Source organism: Dactylosporangium sp. CS-033363 (genome assembly GCF_050942475.1).
Taxonomy (GTDB): domain Bacteria; phylum Actinomycetota; class Actinomycetes; order Mycobacteriales; family Micromonosporaceae; genus Dactylosporangium.
The window spans coordinates 7,710,985-7,736,525 of record NZ_CP192032.1 but is presented as its reverse complement, the minus strand read 5'-3'; the positions used below and the strand labels follow the sequence as shown (position 1 = coordinate 7,736,525).

The window sequence follows — 25,541 nt, the reverse complement described above, 5'->3', positions numbered from 1 at the left end:
AGTCTTGAAACGGCCGGTTACCCGCCAGTACCATCGCATGCACATCTATCAATAAAAGGGGCCGCCATGGCACTGACCTGGCGAGGAGCCGCCACCCTCGCCGCACTCACCGCCGCCGTGATGTTCGCCGCGCAGCTGGGGACCGCCGTCCCGGCCGCCGCGGCTCCGGGCCCGCCGCCCGGCTCCATCGCCTCGATGGGCGACTCGATCTCCCGCGGGTTCAACGCCTGCGGCTGGTATGTCGACTGCCCGAGCCGATCCTTCAGTACCGGTTCCGACTCCGCCGTGAACAGCCACTACCTGCGCATCCGGGCGGTGAATCCGGCGATCAACGGCAAGAACTTCAACGATGCCAAGTCGGGGGCCAAGGTCGCCGACATGCCCGGGCAGGCCGGCACCGCGGTGAGCCAGGGCGCGGCCTACGTCACGATCCTGATCGGGGCCAACGACGCCTGCACCAGCTCGGAGGCGTCGATGACCAGTGTCGCCGCGTTCCGGGCGTCGCTCGACTCCGCGCTGGGCACGCTGAAGGCCGGGCTGCCGAACGCCAAGATCCTGCTGGTGAGCATTCCCGACCTGAAGCGGCTCTGGCAGGTGGGAAGTGCCAACGGATCCGCTCGTACCGTCTGGTCGCTCTTCGGCGTCTGCCAGTCGATGCTCGCCAACCCCTCGTCGACGTCGTCCGCCGACACCGCCCGGCGCGACCGGGTGCGGCAGCGGGTCGTCGACTTCAACGCACAGCTGGCCTCAGCCTGCGCCGCCTACGGGGCGAACTGCAAGTACGACGGCGGGGCGGTCTTCGGCTACCAGTTCGTCCTGTCACAGGTCTCGACCTGGGACTACTTCCATCCGAATGCGGCCGGGCAGACGGTCCTGGCCTCCATAACGTACGCGGCCGGCTTCGGCTGGTGATTCGCAGGGTGATCCGGCGGCGACACTCGGTAGTCGTCGCCGGACCACCGCCAAAACTGTCGGTGGCGCCTGATATGACTTCCTCATGGACGCCACCGACGAGGTCATCGAAATCTGCCGGGACCTGATCCGCATCGACACCACCAACACCGGTGACCTCGACACGAGCGCCGGGGAACGGGTCGCCGCGGAGTACGTGGCGGAGAAGCTCGCCGAGGTCGGGTTCCAGCCGGAGATCTACGAGAGCGAGCCGGGCCGGGCCAGCGTCGTGGCCAGGTTCGAGGGCGCGGACCCGGGGCGGGAAGCGCTGTTGATCCACGGCCATCTGGATGTGGTACCGGCTGATGCGTCGGAATGGTCGGTCGACCCCTTCGGCGGCGAGGTCAAGGACGGCTACCTCTGGGGCCGGGGCGCCGTCGACATGAAGGACTTCGACGCGATGGTCCTGGCGCTCGTACGGCAGATGAAGCGCGAGGGCCGCAAGCCTCCCCGCGACGTGGTGCTGGCGTTCGTCGCCGACGAGGAGGCGGGGAGCACGTACGGGGCGCAGTACCTGGTCGAGCGGCACCCGGAGCACTTCGAGGGGGTCACCGAGGCGATCGGCGAGGTCGGCGGGTTCAGCGTCAGCGTGGGCGGCGACCAGCGGCTCTACCTCATCGAGACCGCGCAGAAGGGCATCGACTGGCTGCGCCTGCACGCCAAGGGCCGGCCCGGGCACGGCTCGATGATCAACGACGACAACGCGGTGACGGCGCTGGCCGAGGCGGTCGCGCGGGTCGGCACGCACCGCTTCCCGGTGGTGCTCACGCCGACCGTGCGGGCGTTCCTGGAGCAGGTGTCGCAGATCCTCGGCATCGAGCTCGACCTCGACGACCCCGAGCAGGCCGTCGGCAAGATCGGGCCGATCGCGATGATCATCGGTGCGACGCTGCGGAACACGGCGAACCCGACCCGGCTCGCCGCGGGGTACAAGGACAACGTGATCCCCGGGCGGGCCTCCGCGACGATCGACTGCCGGACGCTGCCCGGGCAGTCCGAACTGTTCGAGGAGGAGCTGCGCCGGATCGTCGGGCCGGACATCGAGCTCGAGTACATCCACCGCCAGCCCGCGATCGAGACCACGTTCGACGGAGCGCTGGTGGCGGCCATGTCCTCGGCGCTGCGGGCGGAGGACCCAGGGGCGATCGCGGTGCCGTACATGCTCAGTGGGGGTACCGATGCCAAGCAGTTCGCCAAGCTGGGCATTCGCTGCTTCGGCTTCTCCCCGGTGCGCCTGCCGGCCGACCTGAACTTCGGCGCGTTGTTCCACGGCATTGACGAGCGCGTACCCGTGGAGGGACTACAGTTCGGCGTGCGAGTGCTCGACCGGTTCCTGCAGCAGTCCTAATTCATCTTCATCAGGGGGATCCCATCATGACCGACCGGCACGCGGAGCTTGACGCCGCGCTCGAGCGCGTGATCGCGGCGGCCCGCGAGCACCTTGCCGCGGTCAAGGCCGCCAACGGGCGGGCCGACGACGACGAGGTGTGGCGCGCCTATGTGGAGCTCAACAACGCCTCCAACAGCTACGACGAGCTGCTGCTCGACGAGTTCGGCGAGGTCACCCCGTGGGACGTCGAGGCGATCGACCCGGAGGAGGCCGACCGCCAGTTCGGCGTCGGCATCGTGGACGGCGCCGACGCCGAGGACCCGCACCCGCGGGTGATCTCGGTCCGCCAGCGCCGCGACTACCGCATCCCGAGCGTCGGCGCCCTGCTCGCCGTGGCCGAGGCGGCCCGCCGCGCCAACCCCGGCGACGGCGACAGCGCCGCGGTCGAGACCGTCGGCGAGGCCGTCCTGGAGCTCATGCAGGCGGGCGACGGCTCGCTGGGCGCCCTGGACATCCCGGAGCTCGAGTCCCTCGACGGCGTGGTGATCGTGGCCGAGGTCGAGACCCCGCTCGACCCGGAGACCTACGAGGACAACGACGGCGCCGGCCCGTTCGCCCTCGCCGCCGCCGACCGCGTGGTGGACCGCCTCGACGAGCACGCCTTCGCCGACCTGGAGGACGACCTCCCCGAGGACGACGAGGAAGACGACGAGGAGGAGGCCGCCCCGGCGGCCACGGCCGACGAGGCCGCCGACCGGCGCTGACGCGCGCACTCGCCTGACGGCCCCGGCCCGCTGCGCCGCCCTCCTCCGGGGGCAGCCCACCGCGGTCCGGGGCCGGTGTGCGTCCGGGGCCTCGCCGCGCCGCGGTCGCCGTGGCGTTGCTCGCCCACGGCTCGGTGATGTGTCTGCTGCCGGTGCCCGCGGCGCTGCTTGTCGGCGTGGTCCGGCGTTGTCCGCACGACTGGCGGTGGGCTGTCCGCCTGTGGCTGAGCCGCCCGCCGGCCCGTCGACGGCGCGGCGCCGCCACGCGGGTGACGTGCGGCGGCCGGGCGTGTCCGCATGCTGTCAGGGGCGTGACAGCGCTGACCGGCACCGTTGCTCGCATGACACAGAACATTGAGCGGGACGAGTTGCAGCAGATCATCGACGAGTGCGTCGGTTCGGGCTTCATCGGGGTACAGCTGCGGGTGCGCGACGCGCGGGGCGAGTGGTCCGGCACCGCCGGGGCGAGCGAGCTGGGCGGCGAGATCAGGCCCACGCTCGACGGGTACCACCGGATCGGGAGCAACACGAAGACCTTCACCGCGGCGATCGTGCTGCAGCTCGTCGGCGAGGGGCGGGCCGGCCTGGACGACGCGGTCGCCGCCCACCTGCCGGAGTTCGGCCTCGACGAGCGGATCACGGTTCGGATGCTGCTGCAGCACACGAGCGGCATCTTCAACTTCACCGGCGAGTACTACGAGGACGGCACCGTCGTGACGGGGATGCCGAACCCGCTGTCGCAGGGCCGCGCGTGGGCGGAGAGCCGGTTCCAGGCCCACGCGCCGGAGGAGCTCGTGCGGTTCGCGCTGGCCAGGCCCGCCCGGTTCGCGCCGGGCACCGACTGGAGTTACGCGAACACCAACTACGTGCTGCTCCGGCTGCTCATCGAGCGGCTCACCGGCAACCCGTACGCCGAGGAGCTGCGGGGCCGGATCGTCGAGCCCCTCGGGCTGTCGGGAACGCTGGCGCCGAGCGGGCCGGAGATCGCGGAGCCGCACGCGCACGGGTACTACCGGTACGACGGCCGGACCATCGACGTCACCCGGCACGACCCCTCGTGGATCTCCAGCGGCGGCGACCTGATCTCGACCACCGCCGACCTGCAGACGTTCATCGCCGCGCTGCTGGACGGGCGCCTGCTGCCGGCGCCGCTGGTGGCCGAGATGTGCGCGCCGGAGGCGAAGGTCGGCTACGGCCTCGGCGTGTTCGTCCAGGACGCGCCGGGCGGCGGGAAGCTCATCACCCACAACGGCGGTACCGCCGGGCACGCCGCGCTGATGTACAGCACGCCCGACGCGGCCACGACCCTGACGGCGGCGCTGAACTACGTCGACGACGCCGAGATGACCCTGGCCGTGCCGTTCCAGCAGGTGACGCAGCGACTCGTGGCCGCGGTGTTCGCCGGGCGCGCCGTTTGACCCGGTTCCGTGCCGGCGACCGGCGTTCGCTGAGGGCATGGCGATGCCGATGTGACTGGACACGCCGGCTGAAGTGGGCGGCGGCGGGGTGCCGGACATCCTGCCGCCGCTCGGGGTGCTGCTCGCCGCCGCCGCGGCCCTGCTGATCCCGGCCTCGCGGCGGCTGCGCCGGCCTCGCGGTGGCTGGGCCGGCCTCGCGGTGGCTGCGCCGGCCTCGCGGCGGCGGTCGGTCGCCGGTCGATCAGGCCGCGACCTGGCCGGCGGCGCGTTGGAAGGCCTCGTTCTCCTGCCGCAGGACCCGGGCGATCAGGCCACCGAAGAGCACCGCGAACAGCCCGGCCCCGGCCCCGTGGACCTCGATGGACAGCGTGTTGCGGGTGCCGCCGGCCTCGGGTGCGAGGCGGTGCCGGCCGACCATGCGCATTCCCATCCGCCGGGTCTCCCAGGTGAACTCGGTCATCGGCTCGAACCGGGTCACCGTCCACACGGCCGCGGACTGGCCGGGCTGCTTCACCCGGGCGGACCCGCCGACCTGCGACGGCGGGGGATCGAGCGGGGTCACCGCCTGCACCGTGGGCATGAAGGTGGGCCACCGCTCGACATCGGTGGTCAGGCGCCAGACCACAGCCGGCGCGGCGTCGACGAGGGTGCTGTGTTCTCGAAGCATGCGCCCACTGTACCATTTGGTACATGGAACGAGAGTCGCGGGACGCGCTGCTGGCCCGGGTCATCGAGGCGGTCGCCCGCGACGGCCTCGCCGACCGCAGCCTCCGGGAGATCGCGGCGAGCGCCGGGACGAGCCACCGCATGCTGCTGTACCACTTCGGCTCCCGCGAGGGGCTCCTGGCCGCCATCGTCACGGCGATCGAGGCCCAGCAGCGCGCGTCGATGGCGGACCTGGCCGGGGGCGACCCGCGCGACGTGATGACCGGGCTGTGGCGGCAGGTGTCCAGCCCGCAGCTGCGCCCGTTCGTGCGGCTGTTCTTCGAGGTGTTCGCGCTGGCCGCCCGCGGCGCGAAGGACACCGGCCCGCTGCTGGAGGGCCTGACCACGACCTGGCTGGACGACGCGTCGGCGGTGGCGCGGCAGATGGGCCTGGAGCCCGACCGCGCCGCCCTGCGCCTGGGCGTCGCGGCCTCCCGCGGCCTGCTGCTCGACCTGCTCGCCGGCGCCCCACCGGCCGAGGTCGACGAGGCGTACCAGCTGTTCGTCCGCATGTACGACATCGAGTCCGCCGGCGGCGAGCAGCGGGACGAAAACGCCGGCCGCGGCGAGCAGCGGGGCGAAAATGCCGGCGGCGGCGAGCAGCGGGGCGAAAACGCCGGCGGCGGCGAGCGGCGGGGCTGAACAGCGGCGGCGAGGACCGGCGGCGGCGAGGACCGGCGGCGGCGAGGACCGGCGGCGGCGAGGACCCGAGGCCGCGAAGACTCAGCCCGGACGGCCCGCTGCCGTCGGCCGAAGTTCCTAGGCCCGGCCCCGCGCGGTCGGCGGCAGGGGGTAGGGCGTTTTCCCGATGTGCTCGATACACCGCGGCTGCGTATGGTGACGCGCCGGGTCGAATCGGGTGCGAGCCGTAGGGTGGGAACGTGCTGAGTACGGGTGGTGTGAGCCGGCCATGGTGACGCTGGGTATCGACTTCGGCACCTCCTCGACGGTCGCGGTGGTCGGGCTGAACGACGGGCGGGCCACGCCGCTGTTGTTCGGGGAGACGCCGCTGCTGCCCTCGGCGGTGTGCCTCGCGGCGAGCGGCGAGCTGATCGTGGGCCGCGACGCCGTGCAGGCCTCGCGGAGCCGGCCGGAGTGGTTCGAGGGGCACCCGAAGTCCCGCATCGACGAGGGTGAGCTGCTGCTCGGCGACCGGGCGGTGCCTGTCGTCGACGCGATCGCCGCGGTACTGCGCCGGGTGCACGGCGAGGCGGTGCGGGTCGCCGGGGCGGCGGTCGACCGGGCCGTGCTCACCCATCCCGCGGGCTGGGGCGGGCGGCGGCGGCAGGTGCTGCTCGACGCCGCGGCGAGGGCCGGGCTGCCGCCGGCGGGATTGGTGGCCGAGCCGGTCTCGGCGGCCTCGTTCTACGTGTACGCCATGCGGAACGAGGTGGCGCCGGGCCGCTGCCTGGTGGTGTACGACTTCGGGGCCGGGACCTTCGACGCCTCGGTCGTGCGGCGTACCGCCGGCGGGTTCGAGGTGCTCGCGGAGGAGGGGCTCAACGACGCGGGCGGGCTCGACATCGACGCGGCGATCGTGGCCCATCTCGGGGCGACCTACGGGGCGGGCCGGCCCGACGCCTGGCAGCGGCTGACCGCACCGCAGCTCCCGGCCGACCGGCGGGCGTCCCGGGCGTTCTGGGACGACGTGCGGGCCGGGAAGGAGGCGCTGTCGCGTACCGCCATGGCCACGATCTTCGTGCCGATCCTCGAGGTGGAGGCGGTCCTCGGCCGGGAGCAGCTCGACCACCTGGCCGGGCCGCTGCTGGAGCGGACCGTGACCACGACCCGGCTGGCCGTGCGCAACGCGGGCATCGGGCCTGCCGACGTCGCCGCGGTGTTCCTGGTCGGCGGCTCCAGCCGGATGTCCCTGGCGCCCACGCTGCTGCATCAGGCCCTCGGCGTCGCGCCGACCGTGATCGAGCAGCCCGAGCTCATCGTGGCCGGGGGCACCCTGCACTACCACCTGGCGACCGTGACGACCCCGGCGACGGGCCCCGTGACGGGTCCGATGACGGCCCCCATGACGGGCCCGGTCTCAGCACCGCCCGCCATGCCGGTGTCGGTCGAGATGCCGGCCCTGCCGATCTCGGCCCCACCCGTCGCACCGGTGTCAGTGGTGCCCGCCGCCCAGAGCCGCCAGGCCGCCTTCCCGCTCCGCTGGGTGCTGACCGCCGCCGCGGTGATCGTGATCGCGCTGGCCACGGTCCTGATCATCACCGAGCCGTGGCAGGGCAAGCCGACGGACAACGGGCAGAGCCAGAGCCCCACGCCGGGCCAGGGCGCTCCCGCCGCATCCGCCGACGACCAGCGGGCGGAGGCGGCCGCGAAGGTGACGGCGTGCGAGCAGCACCACTCGATGGCCAAGGCGAAGGAGAGCACCCACAGCGACACGGGCAGCTGGGTGTTCAAGGGGTGCGAGTGGCCGCCCACGAAGCTGAGCGACGCCGACGGCTACTCGGAGATCCGGTCCCAGCGCGAGCAGGGACCCGGCGACAGCTCGGCCTCGGGCACGAGCGCCGCGGACCGCATCGACGGCCCGTGCGACACGTTCGAGATGACCTACGACTACGGCCACATGGGCGAGTCGCGGCACCTGAGCCCGTTCAAGGCCCGCCCGGGCGAGATCTGGGTCGTCACCTACGACCGCAGCGGCCAGCCGTGGACCGGCGACCGTACGACGCTGCCGTTCTACCCCGACCGCACCGAGCTCGTGGTCCTGAGCAGCGACAACTACGCCATCGCGAACATCGCCTGCGCGTAGAGGTCAGAGCACCGAGATCCCGCCCGGTGCCTCGAAGACGGCCAGCCGGACCGTGCTCACGTCGGCGTGACCGTGGCTGCGCAGGGCGGCGTCGAGATCTTCGGCGGTGAGACCGCAGCGGCGCAGCGCCCGGTGGTCGACGCGCCCGTCCCGGACCAGGACCTGCAGCGGCGGGTCGATCAGCCGGCGCAACGGCGCGGCGAACCGCAGCCGCGCGACGACGCCGTGCGCGGCGAGCAGCGCCAGCAGGGCCGCCGCTCCGGTGGTCCAGGCGGTGTCGCGGGCGGTCGCCGTACGGCCGATGATCGCACCCACCGCGGCCGCCACCACCCAGTCGAACGGGGCGAGGCCGGCCAGCGTCCGCCGCTGCGAGAGCCGCAACGCGACCGCGGCGACGACGAAGAGCGCCAGCGCCTTCCCCGCCGCCACGGCGGCGTCGCCGAGCGCTCCGAGACCCACGGCCATACGGCGCCGCCTACCCACCGGCCGGGACCTGAACCGCGCCGGCGGTGGGAGCAAAAGACGCACACCCACAGCGGCACCAACAAACTCAGCGGGCCGGCGCGGTGCGGTCCAGGACCAGGGTGCGGGCCTCGGCGAGGCCGATGGCGAGCGCGCCCAGCAGGACGGCGTCGGGCCCGAGGGTGGAGACCTCGATCCGGGGCGGCCGCAGCGCGACGAGCGTGCGCAGCCGTTCGGTGAGCGGGCCGGTGAACAGGTCGCCGAGCTGGCTGCCGACGCCGCCGCCGAGGACCACCAGCTCCGGGTCGAGCACGGCGGTGATGCCGGCCAGGGCGTGGCTGACGTGGTCGACCTCGCGGGACACGGCCAGCCGGGCGGTCTCGTCGCCGGCGCGGGCGGCGTCGAAGACGTCCTTCGCGGTGAGCGCGTCGGGCAGGCCGAGCCGCCTGGCCACGCCCACGATGCCGTCGGCGGAGGCCACCGACTCGAACATGCCGCGCGGGCGGGCGGCGGGCTTCTCGAGCAGCGGGTCGCCCTCGCCGATCGGCAGGTAGCCGATCTCGCCGGCCGCGCCCCGGAAGCCGCGGTACAGGCGGCCGTCGATGATGATGCCCATGCCGGTACCGGTGCCGATGGAGACGTAGACGAAGTGCCGGACGCCCCGGCCGAGACCGTAGGTCGCCTCGCCCACCGCGGCCAGGTCGACGTCGTTCTCCACCACGTACGTCGCACCGGCGATGCCCGCGAGCCGCTTGACGCTGCCGCGGCGGTCCCAGCCGGGGAGGTTGGGCGCCAGGTGCAGGGCGCCGGTGGCCTTGTCGTGGATGCCGGGGGTGCCGAACACGGCGAGCGTGATGTCGTCGCGGGTGATGCCGGCCCGGCCGGCGAGCTCCTCGGCGAGGCGGGTGAGCTGCACGACGAGGTCCCGGGCGCGGGTACCCCGCGACGGCTCGTCCTTGCGCGCCACGATCGTGCCGACCAGGTCGGCCAGGCCGACGCGGACGTAGGAGCGCCCGACGTCGACGGCGAGGACCCAGCCCGCCTCGGGCCGCACCTCGTACAGCATCGCCGAGCGGCCCGCGGCGCCGGCGCGGGTGCCGACCCGGCGCAGCAGCCCGGCGCGCTCGAGGTTGGTGAGCGCCACGGCCACGGTCGGCTTGGACAGGCCGGTGTGCTGGGCGAGCTCCGGGCGCGACACCTTGCCCAGCCGGAAGGTCTCGGCGAAGACGGCGCGCTCGTTCATCACCCGCAACACGCTGGTCGTGCTGGCGGTGGTCGTGATCTGCACGCGCACCAGCCTGCCATATCAACTTCGGAAGGGTCCTTCATCAATTTCGTAAAGGACATTGCCAAATGCCGGGCGGGTGGTCGAACATGCTCGCAGTACCTCCGAGGAAAGGTGCCCTCCGTGAACGCAAGATGGTTCGTCGCAGTCGTGGCCGTCGCGGCCACCATCGTCAGCGGGTGTGGCGGCAGCACCGGCGGCAAGTCCGGCGGCGGGGACGCGCCGACGATCGCGCTGTTCCTGCCGGAGTCCAAGACGACCCGCTACGAGGCGTTCGACCGGCCGCTGTTCGAGGCCAAGGTGAAGGCCCTGTGCGCGGATTGCAAGCTGCTCTACGCCAACGCCGACCAGGACGCCGCGAAGCAGCAGCAGCAGGTCGAGGCCGCGCTGGCCCAGGGCGCCGACGTGCTGGTGCTCGACGCCGTGGACGCCAGTGCGGTGGCCTCGCTGGTCAACCAGGCCAAGCAGAAGAAGGTCCCGGTCATCGCGTACGACCGGCTGATCTCCGAGATCAGCTACGAGTACTACGTCTCCTTCAACAACGTGCGGGTCGGCGAGATGCAGGGCCAGGCCCTCCTGGACGCGCTCACCAAGGCCGGCACGACGGACAAGGGCAAGATCGTCATGATCAACGGCGCCCCGACCGACCCCAGCTCGGCCGACTACAAGACCGGCGCGCACAAGGTCCTGGACGGCAAGGTCCAGATCGGCCGCGAGTTCGACACCCCCGACTGGAGCCCCGACAAGGCCCAGCAGGAGATGGAGCAGGCCATCACCGCGCTCGGCCGGGACACCGTCATCGGGGTGCTGTCGGCCAACGACGGCATGGCCGGCGGCGCGATCGCGGCGATGAAGCGGGCCGGCTATCCGGCGCTGCCGCCGATCACCGGCCAGGACGCGGAACTCGCGGCGGTGCAGCGGATCCTGACCGGCGAGCAGTACATGACCATCTATCTCGACATCCGCGCGGAGGCCGAGCAGTCCGCCGTGCTGGCGGTCGCGCTGGCCAAGGGCGAGAAGCCGGCCGCGCCCACGAAGGTCGCCAACGGCACGGCCGACATCCCGGCGTTCCTGCTCGACCCGATCGCGGTCACCGCGGACCGGATCAAGGACACGATCGTCAAGGACGGGTTCTACAAGGCGGCGGAGATCTGCACCGGCCCCGTCGTACCGGCGTGCACCAAGGCGGGAATCCAGTAGTGCTGACCGCTTCGAACATCAGCAAGCGGTACGGTGCGGTCCAGGCTCTGGACGGGGTGAGCCTGGACCTGCCGCCCGGCGAGGTGGTGGCCCTGGTCGGCGACAACGGCGCCGGCAAGTCGAGCCTCGTCAAGGTGCTGTCCGGCGTCGTCACCGCGGACGGCGGCGTGATCGAGCAGGACGGGCACCCGGTCCGCATCGCCGGCCCGCACGACGCGCAGCGGCTCGGCGTGTCGACCGTCCACCAGGATCTCGCGCTCTGCGAGAACCTCGACGTCGTCGGCAACCTGTTCCTCGGCGCGGAACGGCGCCGCTGGAGCGTGCTCAGCCACATCCGGATGGAACGCGCGGCCCGCGACCTGCTGTCCTCATTGGACGTTCGCATCCGCGACATCCGGGTGCCCGTCGCCGCGCTCTCCGGCGGCCAGCGCCAGTCCGTCGCCATCGCCCGCGCCCTCATCGGCGAGCCGCGCGTCGTCATCCTCGACGAGCCGACCGCCGCCCTCGGCGTCGAGCAGACGGCCCAGGTGCTCGACCTGATCCGGCGCCTGCGCGACCGGGGTTTGGCGGTGCTGGTCATCTCCCACAACCTCGCCGACGTCCGGGCGGTCAGCGACCGGATCGCCGTGCTCCGGCTGGGCCGCAACGCGGGCGAGTTCCGCACGGCGGACGTCACCCCCGAGACCGTCGTCGCCGCGATCACCGGAGGTGCCGCGTGAAGGGGCTGCTCCGCACCGACCTCGGGGCGTGGCCGGTCGTCGGCGGCCTGGTCGTCATCGCCGCCGTGTTCGGCTCGCTCAACGATCGCTTCCTGTCCGCGGAGAACCTCACCAACCTGGCCCTGCAGATGGCGGCCACGGGCACCATCTCGCTCGGCGTCATCATGGTGATCCTGCTCGGCGAGATCGACCTGTCGGCCGGCTCGGTCAGCGGCCTGAGCGCCGTGGCCATGACCATCCTGTACGTGCACCACGGCTGGCCCCCGCTGCTCGCGGTCGCCGCCGCCCTCGCCGGCGCCGCGCTGATCGGCCTGCTGCACGGCTGGATGTTCACCAAGCTGGGCATGCCCTCCTTCGTGGTCACGCTCGCCGGCCTGATCGGCTGGCAGGGGCTGATGCTGTACCTGCTGGGCCGCGGCGGCACCATCAACCTGCCGTTCGAGGGCCTGCTCGCCCGGCTCAGCGACACCTGGCTGCCGCCGTGGGCCGGCTGGCTGCTGGCCGCGCTCGTCGTCGCGGGCTGGACCGCCGGCTCGATGGTCGAAAGGAGGCTGCGCCGCGCCGCCGACCTGCCGGTCACCTCCGGCCGGTGGCTCGCGGTGCGGCTCACCGCGCTCGCCGCCGCCCTCGCCGGAGCGGTGCTGGTGCTGTCGGCCGATCGTGGAGTACCGCTGCTGCTGGTGCTCTTCGGCACGCTCGTCGTGGGCCTGGATCTGGTCCTGCGGCACACCGTCTTCGGCCGCCACATGTACGCGGTCGGCGGCAACGCCGAGGCCGCGCGCCGGGCCGGCATCAACGTCACGCGGATCCGCCTGCTGGCCTTCATGGCCGCGTCCACCCTCGCCGCGTTCGGCGGGATCCTGGCCGCCAGCCGCCTCGCCGCCGTCAACCAGAGCTCCGGCGGCAGCGACACCCTGCTCATGGCGATCGCCGCGGCGGTCATCGGCGGCACGTCGCTGTTCGGCGGCCGCGGCCGCGCCTTCGCCGCGCTGCTGGGCATCCTCGTGATCCAGTCCATCACCAACGGCATGCTGCTGCTCAACGTCGACTCCTCGGTGCGCTACATGGTCACCGCCGTGGTCCTGGCCGTCGCCGTGGCGATCGACTCCCTCGCCCGCCGCGGCCGGCCCCGGTGAAGCCCGAGGTCCTGGCCATCGACTTCGGCGGCACGAAGGTCGCCCTGGGTACCGCGGCCGCCGACGCCCTCGACGCCCGCCCGCGCAGCACGACCCGGCTGCCGACGCGGGGTACCCAGGGTGCGTTGAAGGTCGTCGAACGCACCCTGATCGCCGCCCGGGAACTGATCGGCACCCCGGCGGCGGTGGGCGTCTCGACCTTCGGCGTGCTGCGCGACGACGTCATCCGCCTGGCCCCGAACGTCCCCGGCTGGGACGGCCTGCCCCTCCCCGAACTCCTGCGCACCGAGTTCGGCGCCACCCCGGTCGCGATCGACAACGACGTCAACGCCGGCGCCGCCGCCGAACTGCGCTGGGGCGCCCTGCGCGGCGTCGACGTCGGCCTGTACGTCAACCTCGGCACCGGCCTGGCCGCCGCGCTCGTGGCCGGCGGCCGGGTCCTGCCCGGCGCCCACGGCGCGGCGGGCGAGATCGCCTACCTCCGCGACTCCGCCGACGCCCCGGCGTTCGCCGACGGCCACGCCCCGCTGGAGGAGTCCGTCTCCGGCAGCGCCCTGGCCCGCCGCGGCTCGGCGCTGCTGGGCCGCCCGGTGACCGCCGCCGAGCTGTTCAGCCAGCGCCGCGTTCCCCCGGTCGCCGCCCTGCTCGACGGCGCCGTGGACACGCTTTCCCGTACCATCGCGAATCTGTGTGTCACGTTCGACCCGGAGCGGGTCGTCATCGGCGGCGGTCTGATGGGCGCGGCCGGGCACATCCTCCCGCGGATCGCGACCGCCCTCACCCGCTCGGTCCCGTTCCCGCCGGACCTGCGGGCCGCCACCTTCGCCGACGACGCGCCGCTGGTCGGCGCCCTCGCCATGGCCCTGGCCCTCGCCACCCCCGCCTGACCGCGAAACTGCCTTGTCGGCCGGCACGATGTGGCGAACGATCGGGAGTCATGTCGATCGTGGGTATGGACGCGGACATCCCGGCCGGGCGGGTCGTGGTCGTCATCGATGTCATCCGGGCGTTCACGACGGCCGCGGTGGCCTTCGAGCGGGGCGTGGCCGAGATCGCCTGCGCGCCGTCGGTCGAGGCCGGTCGCGAGCTGCGGCGGCGGTACCCCGAGCGGCTGCTGGTCGGGGAGACCAGGGGGCTCAAGCCCGCGGACTTCGACTTCGGCAACTCGCCGCTGGAGCTGTCGACGGCGCGGCTCGACGGGCGGCGGCTGATCCAGGCGACCTCGAACGGCACGCGCGGCCTGGCCCGGTGCCCGGACCCGGCGGCGCTGCTCGCCGTGTCGGCGGTCAACGTCGGCGCCACCGCGCGGTGGATCGCGCACAACCACCCCGGCACGCCGTGGACGCTGCTGTGCACCGGGCGGAGCGCCGAGGACTGGGCGTGTGCGCGGTACCTGGGCGAGCTGCTCGCCGGGTCCGCGCCGGAGCCGGCCGACCTGGTCGCGGGGATCATGGCCGGGGCCGCCGAGCAGGCCCGTTCCCACGCCGGGCGGCCCGAGGCGGAGCGCGTCGACCTGTCCGGCGACCTCGGGTTCTGCTGCGAGGTCGACCGCTGCGAGTTCGCCATGGTCGGGGAGCTCGCGCCGGGCCACGTCGTGCTCAGGCAGGTGCAGCCGGGCCGGAATCCGGGGTAGCGAGCGGGGGTGCCGCGGCCGCCCCGTGATCGGCCGCGGCACCCGTCCAGGGCGGTGCCGATCGATCATCACGGGTCGGCCTTTCCGTGATCTTGCAGTTGAAACCCGTACCCTGCCCGTATGGGTGGCGAGGACTTCGGCGCGCGGCTGCGGCGGCACCGCGTGGCGGCCGGCCTCAGCCAGCGGGAGCTGGCCGAGCGGGTCGGGCTCAGCGTGGCCGCGATCCGCGACCTCGAGCAGGGGCGCACCCGCCGGCCGCACCGCGGGTCGGCCCAGGCGCTCGCGGAGGTGCTGGGGCTGCCGGCCGGGGGACCGGCCGGCGACGCCGCCGCGCCGGTGCGGATCGGGGTGCTCGGGCCGCTGGTCGTGCAGCGCGGCGGCGAGGCGGTGCCGGTAGGGCGCGGGGCCCGGCGGGCGGTGCTCGGGCGGCTCGCGCTGTCGGCCAACGCGGCGGTACCGCTGGCCGACCTCCTCGAACTGCTGCACGACGGCGGCCGGCCGGCGCACGCCGCGGGCGCGCTGCACACGCACCTGTCCCGGCTGCGGTCGGCGCTGCGGCCCGGCGGGCGGGACGGGGACCCGGCCATCCATCGCACGCCGGGCGGCTACCGGCTCGACGTGGCCGAGGACCGCCTCGACCTCGGCGCGTTCCGGCGGGACGCCCGGTCGGCCGCGACCGCGCCGCCCGAGCGGGCCCTCGAGCTGCTGGAGCGGGCCGCCCGGCAGTGGCGGGGCGCCCCGCTGGAGGACGTGCCGCAGCTGCGCGACCACCCGCTCGTCACCACCGTCGTGGACGAGCGGGTGCGGGTGGCGCTGCGCCACGCCGAGCTCGCCCTCGCCGCCGGGCAGGCCCACCGCTGCCTGCCCGCCCTGCGCGAGCTCGCCGCCGCACACCCCCTGCACGAGCCGCTGCATGCGTGGCTCATCGCGGCGCTGGCGGCCGAGGGGCGCCAGGCCGATGCGCTCGCGGTCTTCGGGGACATCCGGCAGCGGCTCGTCGCGGAGCTCGGCGTCGACCCGGGCCCCGGCCTGACGGCCGCCCATCGGCGCGTTTTGCGCCAGGAGCCCGCTGTTGTACCGCACGCAGCCCCGCCGACCGCCCCGCCCGCCCGACCGGCGCCGGCCCAGCTGCCGGTCGACCTGCAGGCGTTCGCCGGGCGCGGGGAGGCCGTCGCGGCGCTGGACCGGCTCGGGTCGGCGGCCGTCATCGTGGTGTCGGGCACGGCCGGCGTGGGCAAGACGACCCTCGCCGTGCACTGGGGGCACCGGGTCCGGGCCCGGTTCCCGGACGGGCAGCTCTACGTCAACCTTCGCGGCTTCCATCCCACCGGCGACGCGGTCACCGCCGCCGAGGCGCTGCACGGCTTCCTGACCGCGCTGGGCCTGCCGCCGGGACGGGTGCCGGGCGGTCTCGAGGCGCGGGCCGCGCAGTACCGGACGCTGCTGTCCGGACGGCGGATGCTCGTCCTGCTCGACAACGCCCGGGACGCGGACCAGGTCCGCCCGCTGCTCCCGGCCGCGCCCGGCTGCGTCGCGCTCGTCACCAGCCGCCACCGCCTCGCCGGGCTGGTCGCGGCCGAGGGGGCCCGGCCGGTCCTGCTGGATCTGCTCCCCGCCGACGAGGCCCGCGCGCTGCTGACCCGCCGGTTGGGCGCGCAGCGGGTCCGGGCGGAGGCCGCGGCGGTCGACGCGATCGTCGAGCGGTGCGCCCGGCTGCCGCTCGCCCTCGCCGTGGCCGCCGCGCGGGCCGCGACCAGGCCGGGCCTGCCGCTGGCGAGTCTCGCCGCCGAACTGGCCGGCCGCCTCGACGCGCTGCGCGGCGACGAGCCCGGCACCGACGTGCGCGCCGTGCTCGACTGCTCGTACCGGCAGCTGACCCCGGCCGCCGCCCGGCTGCTGCGGCTGCTCGGCCGGCATCCCGGCCCCGACCTCGGCGCGGCCGGCGCGGCCCGGCTCGCGGGTCACGGCGAGGCGGCGGTCGCGCCGCTGCTCGCCGAGCTGACCGGCGCGCACCTGCTCACCGAGCCCGAGCCCGGCCGGTTCACGATGCACGACGTGCTGCACGCCTACGCCGCCGAGCGCTGTGCCGAGGAGGACTCCGACGACGTGCGGGTCGCGGCCCTCGGCCGGCTCATCGAGTACTACGCGCACACGGCCTCGGCCGCCGTCGCGACCGTGCTGCCCGGGGAGTCGGAGGCCGCCGTCGCGACCGTGCTGCCCGGGGAGTCGGAGGGCGCGGCGGCCGGCCTGTTCGAGCACGTCGTCGCCGCCCGGGCCTGGCTGGACCGCGAGCGGGCCAACGCCGTCGCGCTCGCCGCGCACGGCCGTCCCGCCGAGACGATCACCATCGCGAAGACCCTGCAGCGGTACCTCGACCTCGGCTACTACACCGAGGCGCAGGACCTGCACGCCCGGGCCCGCGCGGCCGCCCGCGAGCTCGGCGACCCCACCGCCGAGGCCACGGCGCTGAACCATCTCGGCGTCGTGTACCTGCGGCTCGGCCGCTTCGCCGACGCCGTCGAGCTGCACCGCGAGGCGCTGGACCGGTTCCGGGCGGCCGGTGACGCCGCCGGTGTGGGGCGCAGCCAGGAGCTGATCGGCAACGCCGCCTGGCGCCTCGGCGACTACGAGAGCGCCCGGGAGCACCAGTACGCCGCCCTCGAGACGTTCCGGGCGGCCGGGCACCGGCTCGGCGAGGCGATCCAGCTCGTCCACATCAGCATCGGCAACCGGCAGTTCGGCGACCTCGAGGCCGCGGCCGAGGGCCTCGACCGGGCCCTCGTGCTGCTGCGCGAGCTCGGCGCCCGGCACGGCGAGGCCTACGCGCTGGACACGCTGGGCCTGCTGCGCCAGGAGACCGGCGCCGCCGACCGGGCCCTCGAGTGCCACGAGCAGGCCTACGCGATCTGCGCCGGCATCGGCTACCCGGCGGGACAGGCCGACGCGCTGCACCACCTGGCCCGCGCCCTGCTCGTCCTGGGCCGCTCCGGCGAGGCGGTCGGGCACGACCGGCGCGCACTGGCCCTGTTCCGCGAGATCGGCGCCCGCGCCCGCGAGATCGACGCGCTCAACGGGCTGGGCGCCGCCCTGGCCGCGGCCGGCGAGCCGGACGCGGCACGGGACCGCTACGCCGAGGCCCTGGCCCTGGCGACGGAGACCGGAGAGCGCCTGCAGGAGGCCGTGGCCCACGAGGGCCTGGCCGGCCTGCGCGCCGCGGCCGGCGACCGGCCCGGCGCCCGGCGCGCGTGGCGGCACGCCCTGACCGTCTACACCGACCTGGGCCTCCCCGACGCCGGCCGGGTCAGCGCCGCATTGCGGCTGAACCCGGCACCGTGACGGCCGGGCGGCGAGGTGCCCAGGTCAGAGCGGCAGGTTGTAGACCTTCAGCGCGTTCTCGCGCATCAGCTTGGCCTCCGACTCCGGGCGCAGGTTCCACTCGGCGATCTCGGTGCGGGCGCGGGCGTGCGGGATGACCGGGAAGTCGGTGCCGAACATGACCTTGTCGGCGCCCCAGCCGTTGAGGTAGTTCACCAGCTTCGGGTCGAGGTGCTTCGGGGCGTACGCGTCGATGCCGATGTACACGTTCGGGTGCTTGTAGGAGACCGCGATCATCTCCTCCGTCCACGGCCAGCCGACGTGGATGCCGATGATCTTCAGTTCGGGGAAGTGGCAGGCCAGGGTGTCCAGGAGGATGGGGCGGCCGACCGACGGGAGCGGGTGGTCGTGGCTGTACCGCAGGCAGTGCCCGACCTGCATCTGCACCGGTACGCCCAGCTCGGCGCACTTGGCGTAGAACGGGTAGTAGCGCGCGTGGTCCGGGGCCAGCTCGAACCAGTGCGGGTAGATGTGCGCGCCGACCATGCCGTAGTCGCGGACCATGCGCTCGAGCTCGCGCACGCCCTTCATGCCCTCGTAGGGGTCGATGCCGACCAGGCCGCTGAACCGGCCGGGGTGGGCCTGGACCACGTCGACGACCCGCATCGGGTCCAGCCGCCACGACTCGGACAGGCCCTCGCGGCCCATCTTCGGGGCGATCAGCAGGGCGTGCTCGACGTTCGCGGCGTCCAGCGCGTCGAGGTGCTGCCGCACGGTGAGGCCGGCGAGCGTCGCCTCGGAGGCGTTGACCTTGCCGCCCAGGAACTGCCGGTTCCAGGCCGGGCGGGAGGCGACGACCTCGGGCGTGAACAGGTTGCAGACGATGTCGATCGCGGGCGTACTCATCAGGACTCCGAGCGCTCGTCGACGAACCGGCGCGGCTTCATCCGCTCGTCGGGTGGAAAGAGGGAATCGGCCGTGGTGACCTCGACGGCGGGCGTGACGCGGGTGGCGAGCTTGACCGCGGCCGCCACGCGGGCGGCGTCAAATCCCGACAATGGCGCGACCTGCACGACAAGCTCGTCGCCGGAGAGCGGATCAGCCGGGTCACAACGACGAACAACGCTGCGATGATCGGACACGCCGGGAACGGCGGCGATCGTGGACTCCAGCACCGTGGTGTCCACGAGCTGGCCCTTGATCTTCAGTGAGCGGCCCGAGCGCCCGTGGTGCGCGACCACCCGCCCGCCGAGCCGGCCGCAGTGCGGGCACGGGCCGTGGTCCACCTCGACGCGGTCGCCGAGCAGATACCGGACCAGCACCGTCCCCTGCCGCCCGAGGTGGGTCATCACGAACGCGCCCGGCGAGCCAGGCGGCACCGGCAGGCCGTCCTCGTCCACCGCGTCGAGGTGCAGCAGCTCCGGTACCGGATTGTGGAACCCCGCCCCCGCCACGCACTCGACCAGCCCGTACTGCAGCTCCGACGCCCCCAGGCTGTTGGAGATCACGACGTCCGGGGCGCCGGCGGCGGCCAGGAGCCCGGCGAGCTGCGCGGCCATCGCCGGGGTGACGGCCTCCCCGCTGATCGCGAGCATGCGCACGTCCGGCAGCGTGCCGCCGCGCCGGAGAACCTCGTCGACGACCCGGCGCACGTAGCTCGGCACGCCCCACAGCACCGTCGGCCGGGTGGCGACCAGGAGATCGGCGACCTCGGGCAGCCGGCGGGTCACGTCGAACCACGGGCTCGCCCCGCTCATCCCGCACACGACGGTCGCCCCGAGCACGGCCGCCGCGTGGTTGGCCCGGGTCCAGGCGCCGTGCGGCTGCGGCGTGAGCGGGTACAGGTTGGCGATCCGGTCGTCGCCGCGCATCCCGCGGATCTCGGCCATCCGCACCTGCGCGAAGAGGATCGCGTGGAAGTCGTACGCCGACTGGTAGATCGGCGCCGGCGCGGACGTCGACCCGGACGTGTAGGCCACGTCCCACAGCTGCCGCTCGGGCGACCCGTCGGCCTCCAATCGGAACGCCTCCGGGTCAGCCGTGAACATCGCCTTGGTCGTCAGCGGCAGCAGTGGAAGATCGTCAATGCACCGAACGCGCGAAAGGTCGACCTGAGACCAAAAATCCCGATAAAACGGGTGACTGATCGCGAGCCGGGCGACCGTCGAACGCAGCGCGGCGTCCTGAGTCTCACGCAACGGCACTGGAAACGAACCGTTCGATCAGGTCGGCACAGACCTTGGGCTGCCGGACCGGAATCTGCCCGATGCAGTCGGGCACGACCTCGTAGGGCAGGCCCAGATCGGCAGCCGCCCGCCGGGTGCCCTCCTCCAGGAACTCCCCGTCCGCGGCGACGCACAGCACCGGGCACGTGACCTGCGAGAGCGGGGTGAGCGGGTCGTACTCGAAGGCCGAGTTGTACGCCCAGTGGTAGCGCGACAGCGAGCCGAGCATCGTCCACACCGCCCGCTGCCGGGTCTCCAGGTCGCAACCGCGCCAGAGCCCCTGGTACCGCTGCCACGCCGACAGCAGGTGCGTGGCCTCCTCGGTCACCGGCTCGTCCGGCGCCCAGTTCTCCCGGCGGTCGCGCTGCTGCTCCGGCGTGTACGTCGCGATCCCCAGCAGCACCAGCCCGGACACCAGCTCCGGGGCCTGGTGCGCGGCCTCGATGGCGATGCTGGCGCCGGTGTGCGAGCCGACGACGACCGCGGGCCCGTCGAGCGAGCGGAGCAGGTCGACGACCGGCTCGGCGTACCCGGGAATGTCCAGGCGCCGCGGCGGGGCGTCGGACATGCCGTAGCCGAGCGTGTCCGGGGCCAGCACGCGGTAGCGCGATTCGAGCAGCGGAATCACGTCGTCGTAGACGAACGAGGAGAGCGGGCTCTCGTGCAGCAGCACGACGTTGGGGCCGGAGTCGCCGCCGACGCGGGCGTGGATCTGCCCCTGCGCCGTCTGGAAATAGGCACGGTGCATCGAAAAGCCTTTCAGAAATGCAGAGCGAAAAGGTCAGGCGAGGTGGCCGACGGCGCGCGACACTTCCTGCGCGCCCGCCCGGACCAGGCCGCCGAGGCGCTGGATGTCGGTGGCCTCGAAGCGGCCGACCGGCCCGCAGACCGAGATCGAGCCGAGGACCGCGCCGGCCACGCCGAGCACGGCGGCGGCGACGCTGGCCGCGCCCGCGTCGCGCTCACCGGCGCTGATCGCGTAGCCCCGCTCGCGGATCTGCACGATCTCCTGCAGCAGCTCGTGCCGGCCGGCGATGGTGGCCGAGGTCAGCAGGTTGAGGGAGTGCGAGGCCAGGTAGCCGTCGATCTCGCCGTCGGGCATGGCCGCGAGGATCGCCTTGGACGACGCCCCCGCGTGCAGCGGGTAGGCGACGCCCATGGTCACCGACATCCGGATCTCCTGCGGGGAGAGCGCCTGGTCGACGTAGATGCGGCTGTCGCCCTGCTTGAGCGAGAGCGTCGCGGTCTCCTGGGTCTCGCGGACCAGGCGCTCCAGGACCGGCCGGGCGGTCTGCTGCACGTTGGTCTGGCGCAGCGCCGCCATGCCGATCGCGAGCGCCCCGGTCCCGAGCCGGTAGCACTTGGTCGCGTCGTCGAAAGCGAGGAATCCGTCGGCCGCCAGGCCCTTGAGCAGCCGGTGGGCGACCGCCTTGGGCTGGTCGATCTCCCGGGCCAGGGCCGAGACCCCGATGCCCGCGGAGCCGGCCGCCGACACGGCGTAGATCACCTTGAGCACCCGCTCGAGCCCCGAGGTCGGTTCCCGCGTCGACTGGACCTCCGCTAGCGACATCACGTCCCCCGCTTGCTCTCATCGCCGGACCAGAAGACGAATTTACGCTGGCACAGCTTGACGACGCCATGGGCGATCATGCCCATGATGGAGAGCACGATGAGCACCGCGAACATCGCCGGGATGTCGAAGCGGTAGTTGGCCTGCATCAATTGGTAGCCGAGGCCCTCCTGGGCGCCGATGTACTCACCGACGATGGCGCCCAGAATCGAGAACACCACGCCGCTCTGCAGGCCGGCGAAGATGTAGGGCAGGGCGCTGGGGAACCTGGCCATCCGGAACACCTGGAACCGCGAGGCGCCGAACGAGGTCAGCATCTCGATCTTGTCGTTGTCGGCGGACTTGAGCCCGGCGATCACGTTGATGAGGATCGGGAAGAAGGCGATGATCGTCGCCATCACGATCTTCGAGGCCAGGCCGAAGCCGAACCAGACGACGAACATCGGGGCCAGGGCGACCTTCGGCACCGACTGGAAGGCCACGATGTACGGCAGCACGGTCCGTTCGAGCAGCGTGATCTGGGCGACCGCGGTGCCGATCAGGACCGCGACCACCACCGCGATCACGAACCCGAGGCCGGCCTCCTGGACGGTGACCCAGAGGTTGTGCCAGAACGCGGCCTCGCCGAGCTGCTGGAAGAAGATCTCGACGATCTGGCTGGGGCGGGGCAGCACGAACTCGTCGACGCCGAGCCAGCCCGGGATGAACTCCCAGGCGGCGATCACGACGACGAACACGAGCGGGACGAGCGCGAACTCGGGGCGCTCGTGCAGGTCCGGGATCAGGCTGCGGCGCTTCGGCGGGGTGGGGGACTGGCGCTGCTCCGCTGTGGGCGGGACGACGGTCTGCGTGGTCATGATTTCCGTCCTCAGTCGATGACGCCGGCACTGTTGAAATACGCGCGGATCCGCTCGACGTAGACCCCGGCATCGTCGGAGGCCATCATCCGCAGCTCGCGCGGGCGGGGCAGGTCGATGTCGATGATCTCGGCGATCCGGCCGGGGCGCGGCGTCATCACGATGACCCGGTCCGAGAGGAACACGGCCTCGGGGATCGAGTGCGTGACGAGGATGGCCGTCTTGCGGCTCTCCTGCCAGATGCGCAGCAGTTCGAGGTTCATGTATTCGCGGGTCATCGCGTCGAGCGCGCCGAAGGGCTCGTCGAGCAGCAGCACCGCGGGGTCGTGCACGAGCGCGCGGCAGATGCCGGCCCGCTGCTGCATGCCGCCGGAGAGCTCGCCCGGGTACTTGTTCTCGAAGCCCTGCAGGCCGACCAGCTCGAGCAGCTCGCGGGCGCGGGCCTCGTGCTTCTTGCGGTCCAGCTTCTGGATCTCGACCGGCACCATGACGTTCTCGAGGATGGTGCGCCAGGGCAGCAGGGTCGCCGCCTGGAACACCATGCCGACCCCCTTGTCGGGGCCGCTGACGCGGTGCCCGGCGATGCGGGTGTCGCCCTCGGTGTAGGGGATCAGGCCCGCCAGGATCTTCAGCAGGGTCGTCTTGCCGCAGCCCGAGGGGCCGACGATCGAGACGAACTCGCCGCGCTTGGCGGCGAACGAGATGTCCGAGAGGGCGTGGGTGGGCGCGGACTTGCGCGGTCGGTAGACCTTGTCGAGGCCCACGGCCTCGATCCAGCGCGAGTCCAGATCGCCGTCGGTCGCGGGGACCACCTTGGCTGCTGACGTCACCGGCTGTCCTTCGTTCGGGGGGATCGTTCATCTCAGCGGTACGACTTCCCGCTTTGCGAAACGCTAGGCACCGCTATCGGACCTCGTCAAGACTCCGGCCGGGCTTTCTTCGATCTCTGTTTCGGCTGAGTAAAGCCATTGGCCACCCCTTGACGGGGCGGTTCCGGCGTGTCTAGCGTCTGGCCTCACAGGAGAAACAGCGTTTCTTTCAGCGGAACGAAGTGGAGCCCCAATGCAACTGCGTGGGTTCACCAACCCGCTCTCGCCCACGGGAGCCGCCAGCCTCGTCGAACCACCGCCGCACCACATCGGCTCGGACGCCATCCGCGTGCTGTTCCGCGCCGGCGCCGACCTCGCCCGCCGGTACCTCCCGGACGGGCTCGAGCCGGTCGAGGACGGGGTCGGGTTCGCGTTCGTGGCCGACATGGTCAAGGTCAGCGCCGAGGAGCCCGACCAGGCGTTCACCGCGCCGCGCCGCACGCAGTACGGCGAGGGGATCGTCGGCTTCTACGCCACGCACCGGGGCGAGCCGGGCCGGTTCAGCGCCTTCATCTGGGTGACCGAGGACTGGTCGATGGGCTTCGGCACCGTCATGGGCTGGGGCAAGAAGATCGGCGAAGTCCGGCGTACCCACATCAACCCGTACAACCCGGCCATGAGCCCCATCGGCCCCGGCACCAGGCTCTCCGGCTCGGTCAGCCGGCTCGGCGCGCCGGTGCTCGACGTGGGCATCGAGATCACCGAGGCGATCGAGGCGTCGGAGATGCCGGCGTACGGCAACCGGGGTTTCCTGCTCTCGCACCAGCCCTCGCCGTCGCCCGCCATCCCGACCCGCACCGCCCTGCTCGGGCTGCGGCTGTCGGACGTGCGCACCGGCGAGGTCTTCCGGGGCACCCCGCACCTCAAGATCCACGACGCGGTCAACGAGGAGCTCGGCCCGCTGAGGGACGTCGAGCCGTTCGCGGCCTACGCCTTCAAGCAGGGCTGGACCACCGACACGAACGCCGAGATCCTGCACGACTACACCGCGGACCGGGCGTGAAGACCGTCCGCGGCAAGCGGCCCGTGTACCTCGGCGACGCCCACACCGACCGCCTGCTCGCCGCGCTCGTCGTGCTCGGCCAGGAGGTCGGCGCGCTGCAGCGCCGGGTCGCCGAGCTGGAGGGCCGGGACCCGGACACCGCCTCGACCGCCGTCAGCCGCCTCGTCGACGAGCTCACCAAGGAGATCCGATGAACAGGCTCGCCGACGGACAATTGGTGCACGACGTCCTCGCCGTGCCGGACGTGACCGAGGCGTACCGGCAGCAGGAGATCTGGGACCTCAAGAGCCGCCTCGCGTACGACGTGGCGGGCCGTATCCGTCAGCGGTACGAGACCGAGATCGCCCCCGCCTACGCCCGCGCGCACGGCGCCGCCCCGACCAGCCGGCACGTCATCGGCGAGCTGATGGCCGGGGACCCGGCGACCCAGATGTGGAGCGCCCTGCGCCGCTCCGGCCAGGAGCAGATGTGGGGCCTGGTCGCGGAGAGCACCGCGCGCCAGTTCACCCGCCTGACCGACGTGGCCGGCTCCCTGCTCGGCAGCTTCGGCTCGCTGACCCTCGACCCGTCCGTGGCGATTCCGGCGTACCTGCAGACGGTCGACATCCACTGCATGCCCACCGGCTACTACCGCGAGCACGGGCCGGACGACCTCACCGCCGGCGCGCTGTACGACCGCGGCGTCTACATCTACGCGGCCGGACAGCTCGGCGCGGCCAACGACGACAAGGGCCGCTCGGTGATCGAGCACTGGCTGGACGTACACCATCCGGAACTGCAGCCGGAATCCATCCTCGACATGGGCTGCTCGGTCGGGCACAGCACGCTGCCCTATGCCGAGCGCTATCCGTCGGCCGAGGTGCACGCGATCGACGTCGCCGCGCCGATGCTGCGCTACGCCCACGCGCGGGCCGCCTCGTTCGGGCTGCCGGTGCACTTCTCCCAGCGCGACGCGGAGGCGACCGGCTTCGCGGCCGGCAGCTTCGACCTCGTCGTGTCGCACATCCTGCTGCACGAGACCAGCACCAAGGCCGTGCAGAACATCCTCACCGAGAGCTTCCGGCTGCTGAAGCCCGGCGGCCTGATGATCCACGCGGAGTATCCGCCGTTCACGACGATGGACCCCTTCGCACAGTTCCTCGTCGAGTGGGACACCACGAACAACAACGAGCCGTTCTGGAGCACCGTCCGGACGCTCGACCTCGAGGCCATGGCGGTCCGCGCCGGCTTCGAGCCCGACCAGGTCACCCGCGAGCTCATCCCCACCGGCCGCCGTCTGGTGACCGGCCAGTCGTCCGCGGGCCGCATCGGCCTGATCGTCGCGCGTCGCTGATC

The 25,541-nt window shown here is 73.0% G+C and carries 24 protein-coding genes; 15 read left to right on the top strand and 9 right to left on the bottom strand.

The window, feature by feature from the left end; all coding sequences use genetic code 11:
- Positions 1-66: 66 nt before the first annotated feature.
- The 4 genes from ACQPZ4_RS35845 to ACQPZ4_RS35830 all read left to right on the top strand — a co-directional run bounded on the left by ACQPZ4_RS35845 (position 67) and on the right by ACQPZ4_RS35830 (position 4,463).
- Positions 67-912: an SGNH/GDSL hydrolase family protein gene (locus ACQPZ4_RS35845; protein WP_433045840.1), complete on the top strand. Its 846-nt coding sequence runs from the start codon at positions 67-69 to the stop codon at positions 910-912.
- An 85-nt stretch (positions 913-997) separates the two neighbouring features.
- On the top strand, positions 998-2,299 hold the full coding sequence (locus ACQPZ4_RS35840; protein WP_433045837.1) for a M20/M25/M40 family metallo-hydrolase: 1,302 nt from the start codon (positions 998-1,000) through the stop codon (positions 2,297-2,299).
- Between the two features lie 26 nt (positions 2,300-2,325).
- On the top strand, positions 2,326-3,045 hold the full coding sequence (locus ACQPZ4_RS35835) for a hypothetical protein (RefSeq protein WP_433045834.1): 720 nt from the start codon (positions 2,326-2,328) through the stop codon (positions 3,043-3,045).
- Between the two features lie 341 nt (positions 3,046-3,386).
- A complete protein-coding gene (locus ACQPZ4_RS35830; protein ID WP_433045831.1) occupies positions 3,387-4,463 on the top strand; it encodes a serine hydrolase domain-containing protein in 1,077 nt (358 codons plus the stop codon).
- Between the two features lie 241 nt (positions 4,464-4,704).
- Here the strand turns inward: ACQPZ4_RS35830 and ACQPZ4_RS35825 are convergent, their stop codons facing one another.
- Positions 4,705-5,130 carry an SRPBCC family protein gene (locus tag ACQPZ4_RS35825; protein ID WP_433045828.1) on the bottom strand — a complete coding sequence of 142 codons (426 nt, stop codon included), beginning with the start codon at positions 5,128-5,130 and terminating at the stop codon, positions 4,705-4,707.
- 23 nt (positions 5,131-5,153) lie between these two features.
- On the opposite strand from ACQPZ4_RS35825, the gene ACQPZ4_RS35820 reads away from it, so the two are divergent.
- Both ACQPZ4_RS35820 and ACQPZ4_RS35815 read left to right on the top strand, forming a co-directional pair.
- Entirely contained in the window at positions 5,154-5,810 is a 657-nt protein-coding gene (locus tag ACQPZ4_RS35820; RefSeq protein ID WP_433045825.1) for a TetR family transcriptional regulator, read from the top strand.
- Positions 5,811-6,078: 268 nt separating this feature from the next.
- A complete protein-coding gene (locus ACQPZ4_RS35815; RefSeq protein ID WP_433045822.1) occupies positions 6,079-7,932 on the top strand; it encodes an Hsp70 family protein in 1,854 nt (617 codons plus the stop codon).
- A gap of 3 nt (positions 7,933-7,935) precedes the next feature.
- Here the strand turns inward: ACQPZ4_RS35815 and ACQPZ4_RS35810 are convergent, their stop codons facing one another.
- Positions 7,936-8,397, bottom strand: coding sequence for a DUF421 domain-containing protein (locus ACQPZ4_RS35810; RefSeq protein ID WP_433045819.1), 462 nt, complete (start codon positions 8,395-8,397; stop codon positions 7,936-7,938).
- Positions 8,398-8,482: 85 nt separating this feature from the next.
- A complete protein-coding gene (locus ACQPZ4_RS35805) occupies positions 8,483-9,682 on the bottom strand; it encodes an ROK family protein (protein ID WP_433045816.1) in 1,200 nt (399 codons plus the stop codon).
- Between the two features lie 120 nt (positions 9,683-9,802).
- On the opposite strand from ACQPZ4_RS35805, the gene ACQPZ4_RS35800 reads away from it, so the two are divergent.
- From ACQPZ4_RS35800 to ACQPZ4_RS35775, 6 genes are all read left to right on the top strand, one after another.
- Positions 9,803-10,879, top strand: coding sequence for a sugar ABC transporter substrate-binding protein (locus ACQPZ4_RS35800; RefSeq protein ID WP_433045813.1), 1,077 nt, complete (start codon positions 9,803-9,805; stop codon positions 10,877-10,879).
- Complete coding sequence (locus ACQPZ4_RS35795; RefSeq protein ID WP_433045810.1) at positions 10,879-11,598, top strand: ATP-binding cassette domain-containing protein; 720 nt, start codon at positions 10,879-10,881, stop codon at positions 11,596-11,598. Before ACQPZ4_RS35800 ends, ACQPZ4_RS35795 begins: the two co-directional genes overlap by 1 nt.
- Positions 11,595-12,734, top strand: coding sequence for a sugar ABC transporter permease (locus tag ACQPZ4_RS35790; protein ID WP_433045808.1), 1,140 nt, complete (start codon positions 11,595-11,597; stop codon positions 12,732-12,734). The genes ACQPZ4_RS35795 and ACQPZ4_RS35790 overlap by 4 nt, the downstream gene beginning before the upstream one ends.
- Complete coding sequence (locus ACQPZ4_RS35785; RefSeq protein ID WP_433045805.1) at positions 12,731-13,621, top strand: ROK family protein; 891 nt, start codon at positions 12,731-12,733, stop codon at positions 13,619-13,621. Before ACQPZ4_RS35790 ends, ACQPZ4_RS35785 begins: the two co-directional genes overlap by 4 nt.
- A gap of 50 nt (positions 13,622-13,671) precedes the next feature.
- On the top strand, positions 13,672-14,367 hold the full coding sequence (locus tag ACQPZ4_RS35780) for a 2-phosphosulfolactate phosphatase (RefSeq protein ID WP_433045802.1): 696 nt from the start codon (positions 13,672-13,674) through the stop codon (positions 14,365-14,367).
- Between the two features lie 120 nt (positions 14,368-14,487).
- On the top strand, positions 14,488-17,703 hold the full coding sequence (locus tag ACQPZ4_RS35775; protein ID WP_433045799.1) for a BTAD domain-containing putative transcriptional regulator: 3,216 nt from the start codon (positions 14,488-14,490) through the stop codon (positions 17,701-17,703).
- 24 nt (positions 17,704-17,727) lie between these two features.
- Here the strand turns inward: ACQPZ4_RS35775 and ACQPZ4_RS35770 are convergent, their stop codons facing one another.
- The 6 genes from ACQPZ4_RS35770 to ACQPZ4_RS35745 all read right to left on the bottom strand — a co-directional run bounded on the left by ACQPZ4_RS35770 (position 17,728) and on the right by ACQPZ4_RS35745 (position 23,164).
- Positions 17,728-18,588: an amidohydrolase family protein gene (locus ACQPZ4_RS35770; RefSeq protein WP_433045796.1), complete on the bottom strand. Its 861-nt coding sequence runs from the start codon at positions 18,586-18,588 to the stop codon at positions 17,728-17,730.
- Positions 18,588-19,730: a phenylacetate--CoA ligase family protein gene (locus ACQPZ4_RS35765; protein WP_433045793.1), complete on the bottom strand. Its 1,143-nt coding sequence runs from the start codon at positions 19,728-19,730 to the stop codon at positions 18,588-18,590. The genes ACQPZ4_RS35770 and ACQPZ4_RS35765 overlap by 1 nt, the downstream gene beginning before the upstream one ends.
- Positions 19,731-19,872: 142 nt before the next feature.
- Positions 19,873-20,655 (bottom strand): alpha/beta fold hydrolase, encoded by a 783-nt coding sequence (locus tag ACQPZ4_RS35760; protein WP_433045790.1) that lies wholly within the window; start codon positions 20,653-20,655, stop codon positions 19,873-19,875.
- A gap of 33 nt (positions 20,656-20,688) precedes the next feature.
- Positions 20,689-21,477, bottom strand: a complete 789-nt coding sequence (locus ACQPZ4_RS35755) for an IclR family transcriptional regulator (RefSeq protein ID WP_433066805.1) — start codon at positions 21,475-21,477, stop codon at positions 20,689-20,691.
- Entirely contained in the window at positions 21,477-22,334 is an 858-nt protein-coding gene (locus ACQPZ4_RS35750; RefSeq protein WP_433045787.1) for an ABC transporter permease, read from the bottom strand. The genes ACQPZ4_RS35755 and ACQPZ4_RS35750 overlap by 1 nt, the downstream gene beginning before the upstream one ends.
- A gap of 11 nt (positions 22,335-22,345) precedes the next feature.
- Entirely contained in the window at positions 22,346-23,164 is an 819-nt protein-coding gene (locus ACQPZ4_RS35745; RefSeq protein ID WP_433045784.1) for an ABC transporter ATP-binding protein, read from the bottom strand.
- Positions 23,165-23,396: 232 nt separating this feature from the next.
- Here ACQPZ4_RS35745 and ACQPZ4_RS35740 point away from each other — a divergent pair, with 232 nt between their 5' ends.
- Genes ACQPZ4_RS35740 through ACQPZ4_RS35730 form a run of 3 tightly spaced genes read left to right on the top strand, consistent with a single transcriptional unit; the run spans position 23,397 to position 25,539 of the window.
- Positions 23,397-24,206 (top strand): acetoacetate decarboxylase family protein, encoded by an 810-nt coding sequence (locus ACQPZ4_RS35740; protein WP_433045781.1) that lies wholly within the window; start codon positions 23,397-23,399, stop codon positions 24,204-24,206.
- The gene (locus tag ACQPZ4_RS35735) at positions 24,203-24,400 is read left to right on the top strand and encodes a hypothetical protein (protein WP_433045778.1); all 198 of its coding nucleotides are present in this window, start codon (positions 24,203-24,205) and stop codon (positions 24,398-24,400) included. Before ACQPZ4_RS35740 ends, ACQPZ4_RS35735 begins: the two co-directional genes overlap by 4 nt.
- Positions 24,397-25,539, top strand: coding sequence for a class I SAM-dependent methyltransferase (locus ACQPZ4_RS35730; RefSeq protein ID WP_433045775.1), 1,143 nt, complete (start codon positions 24,397-24,399; stop codon positions 25,537-25,539). The genes ACQPZ4_RS35735 and ACQPZ4_RS35730 overlap by 4 nt, the downstream gene beginning before the upstream one ends.
- Positions 25,540-25,541: the final 2 nt, after the last annotated feature.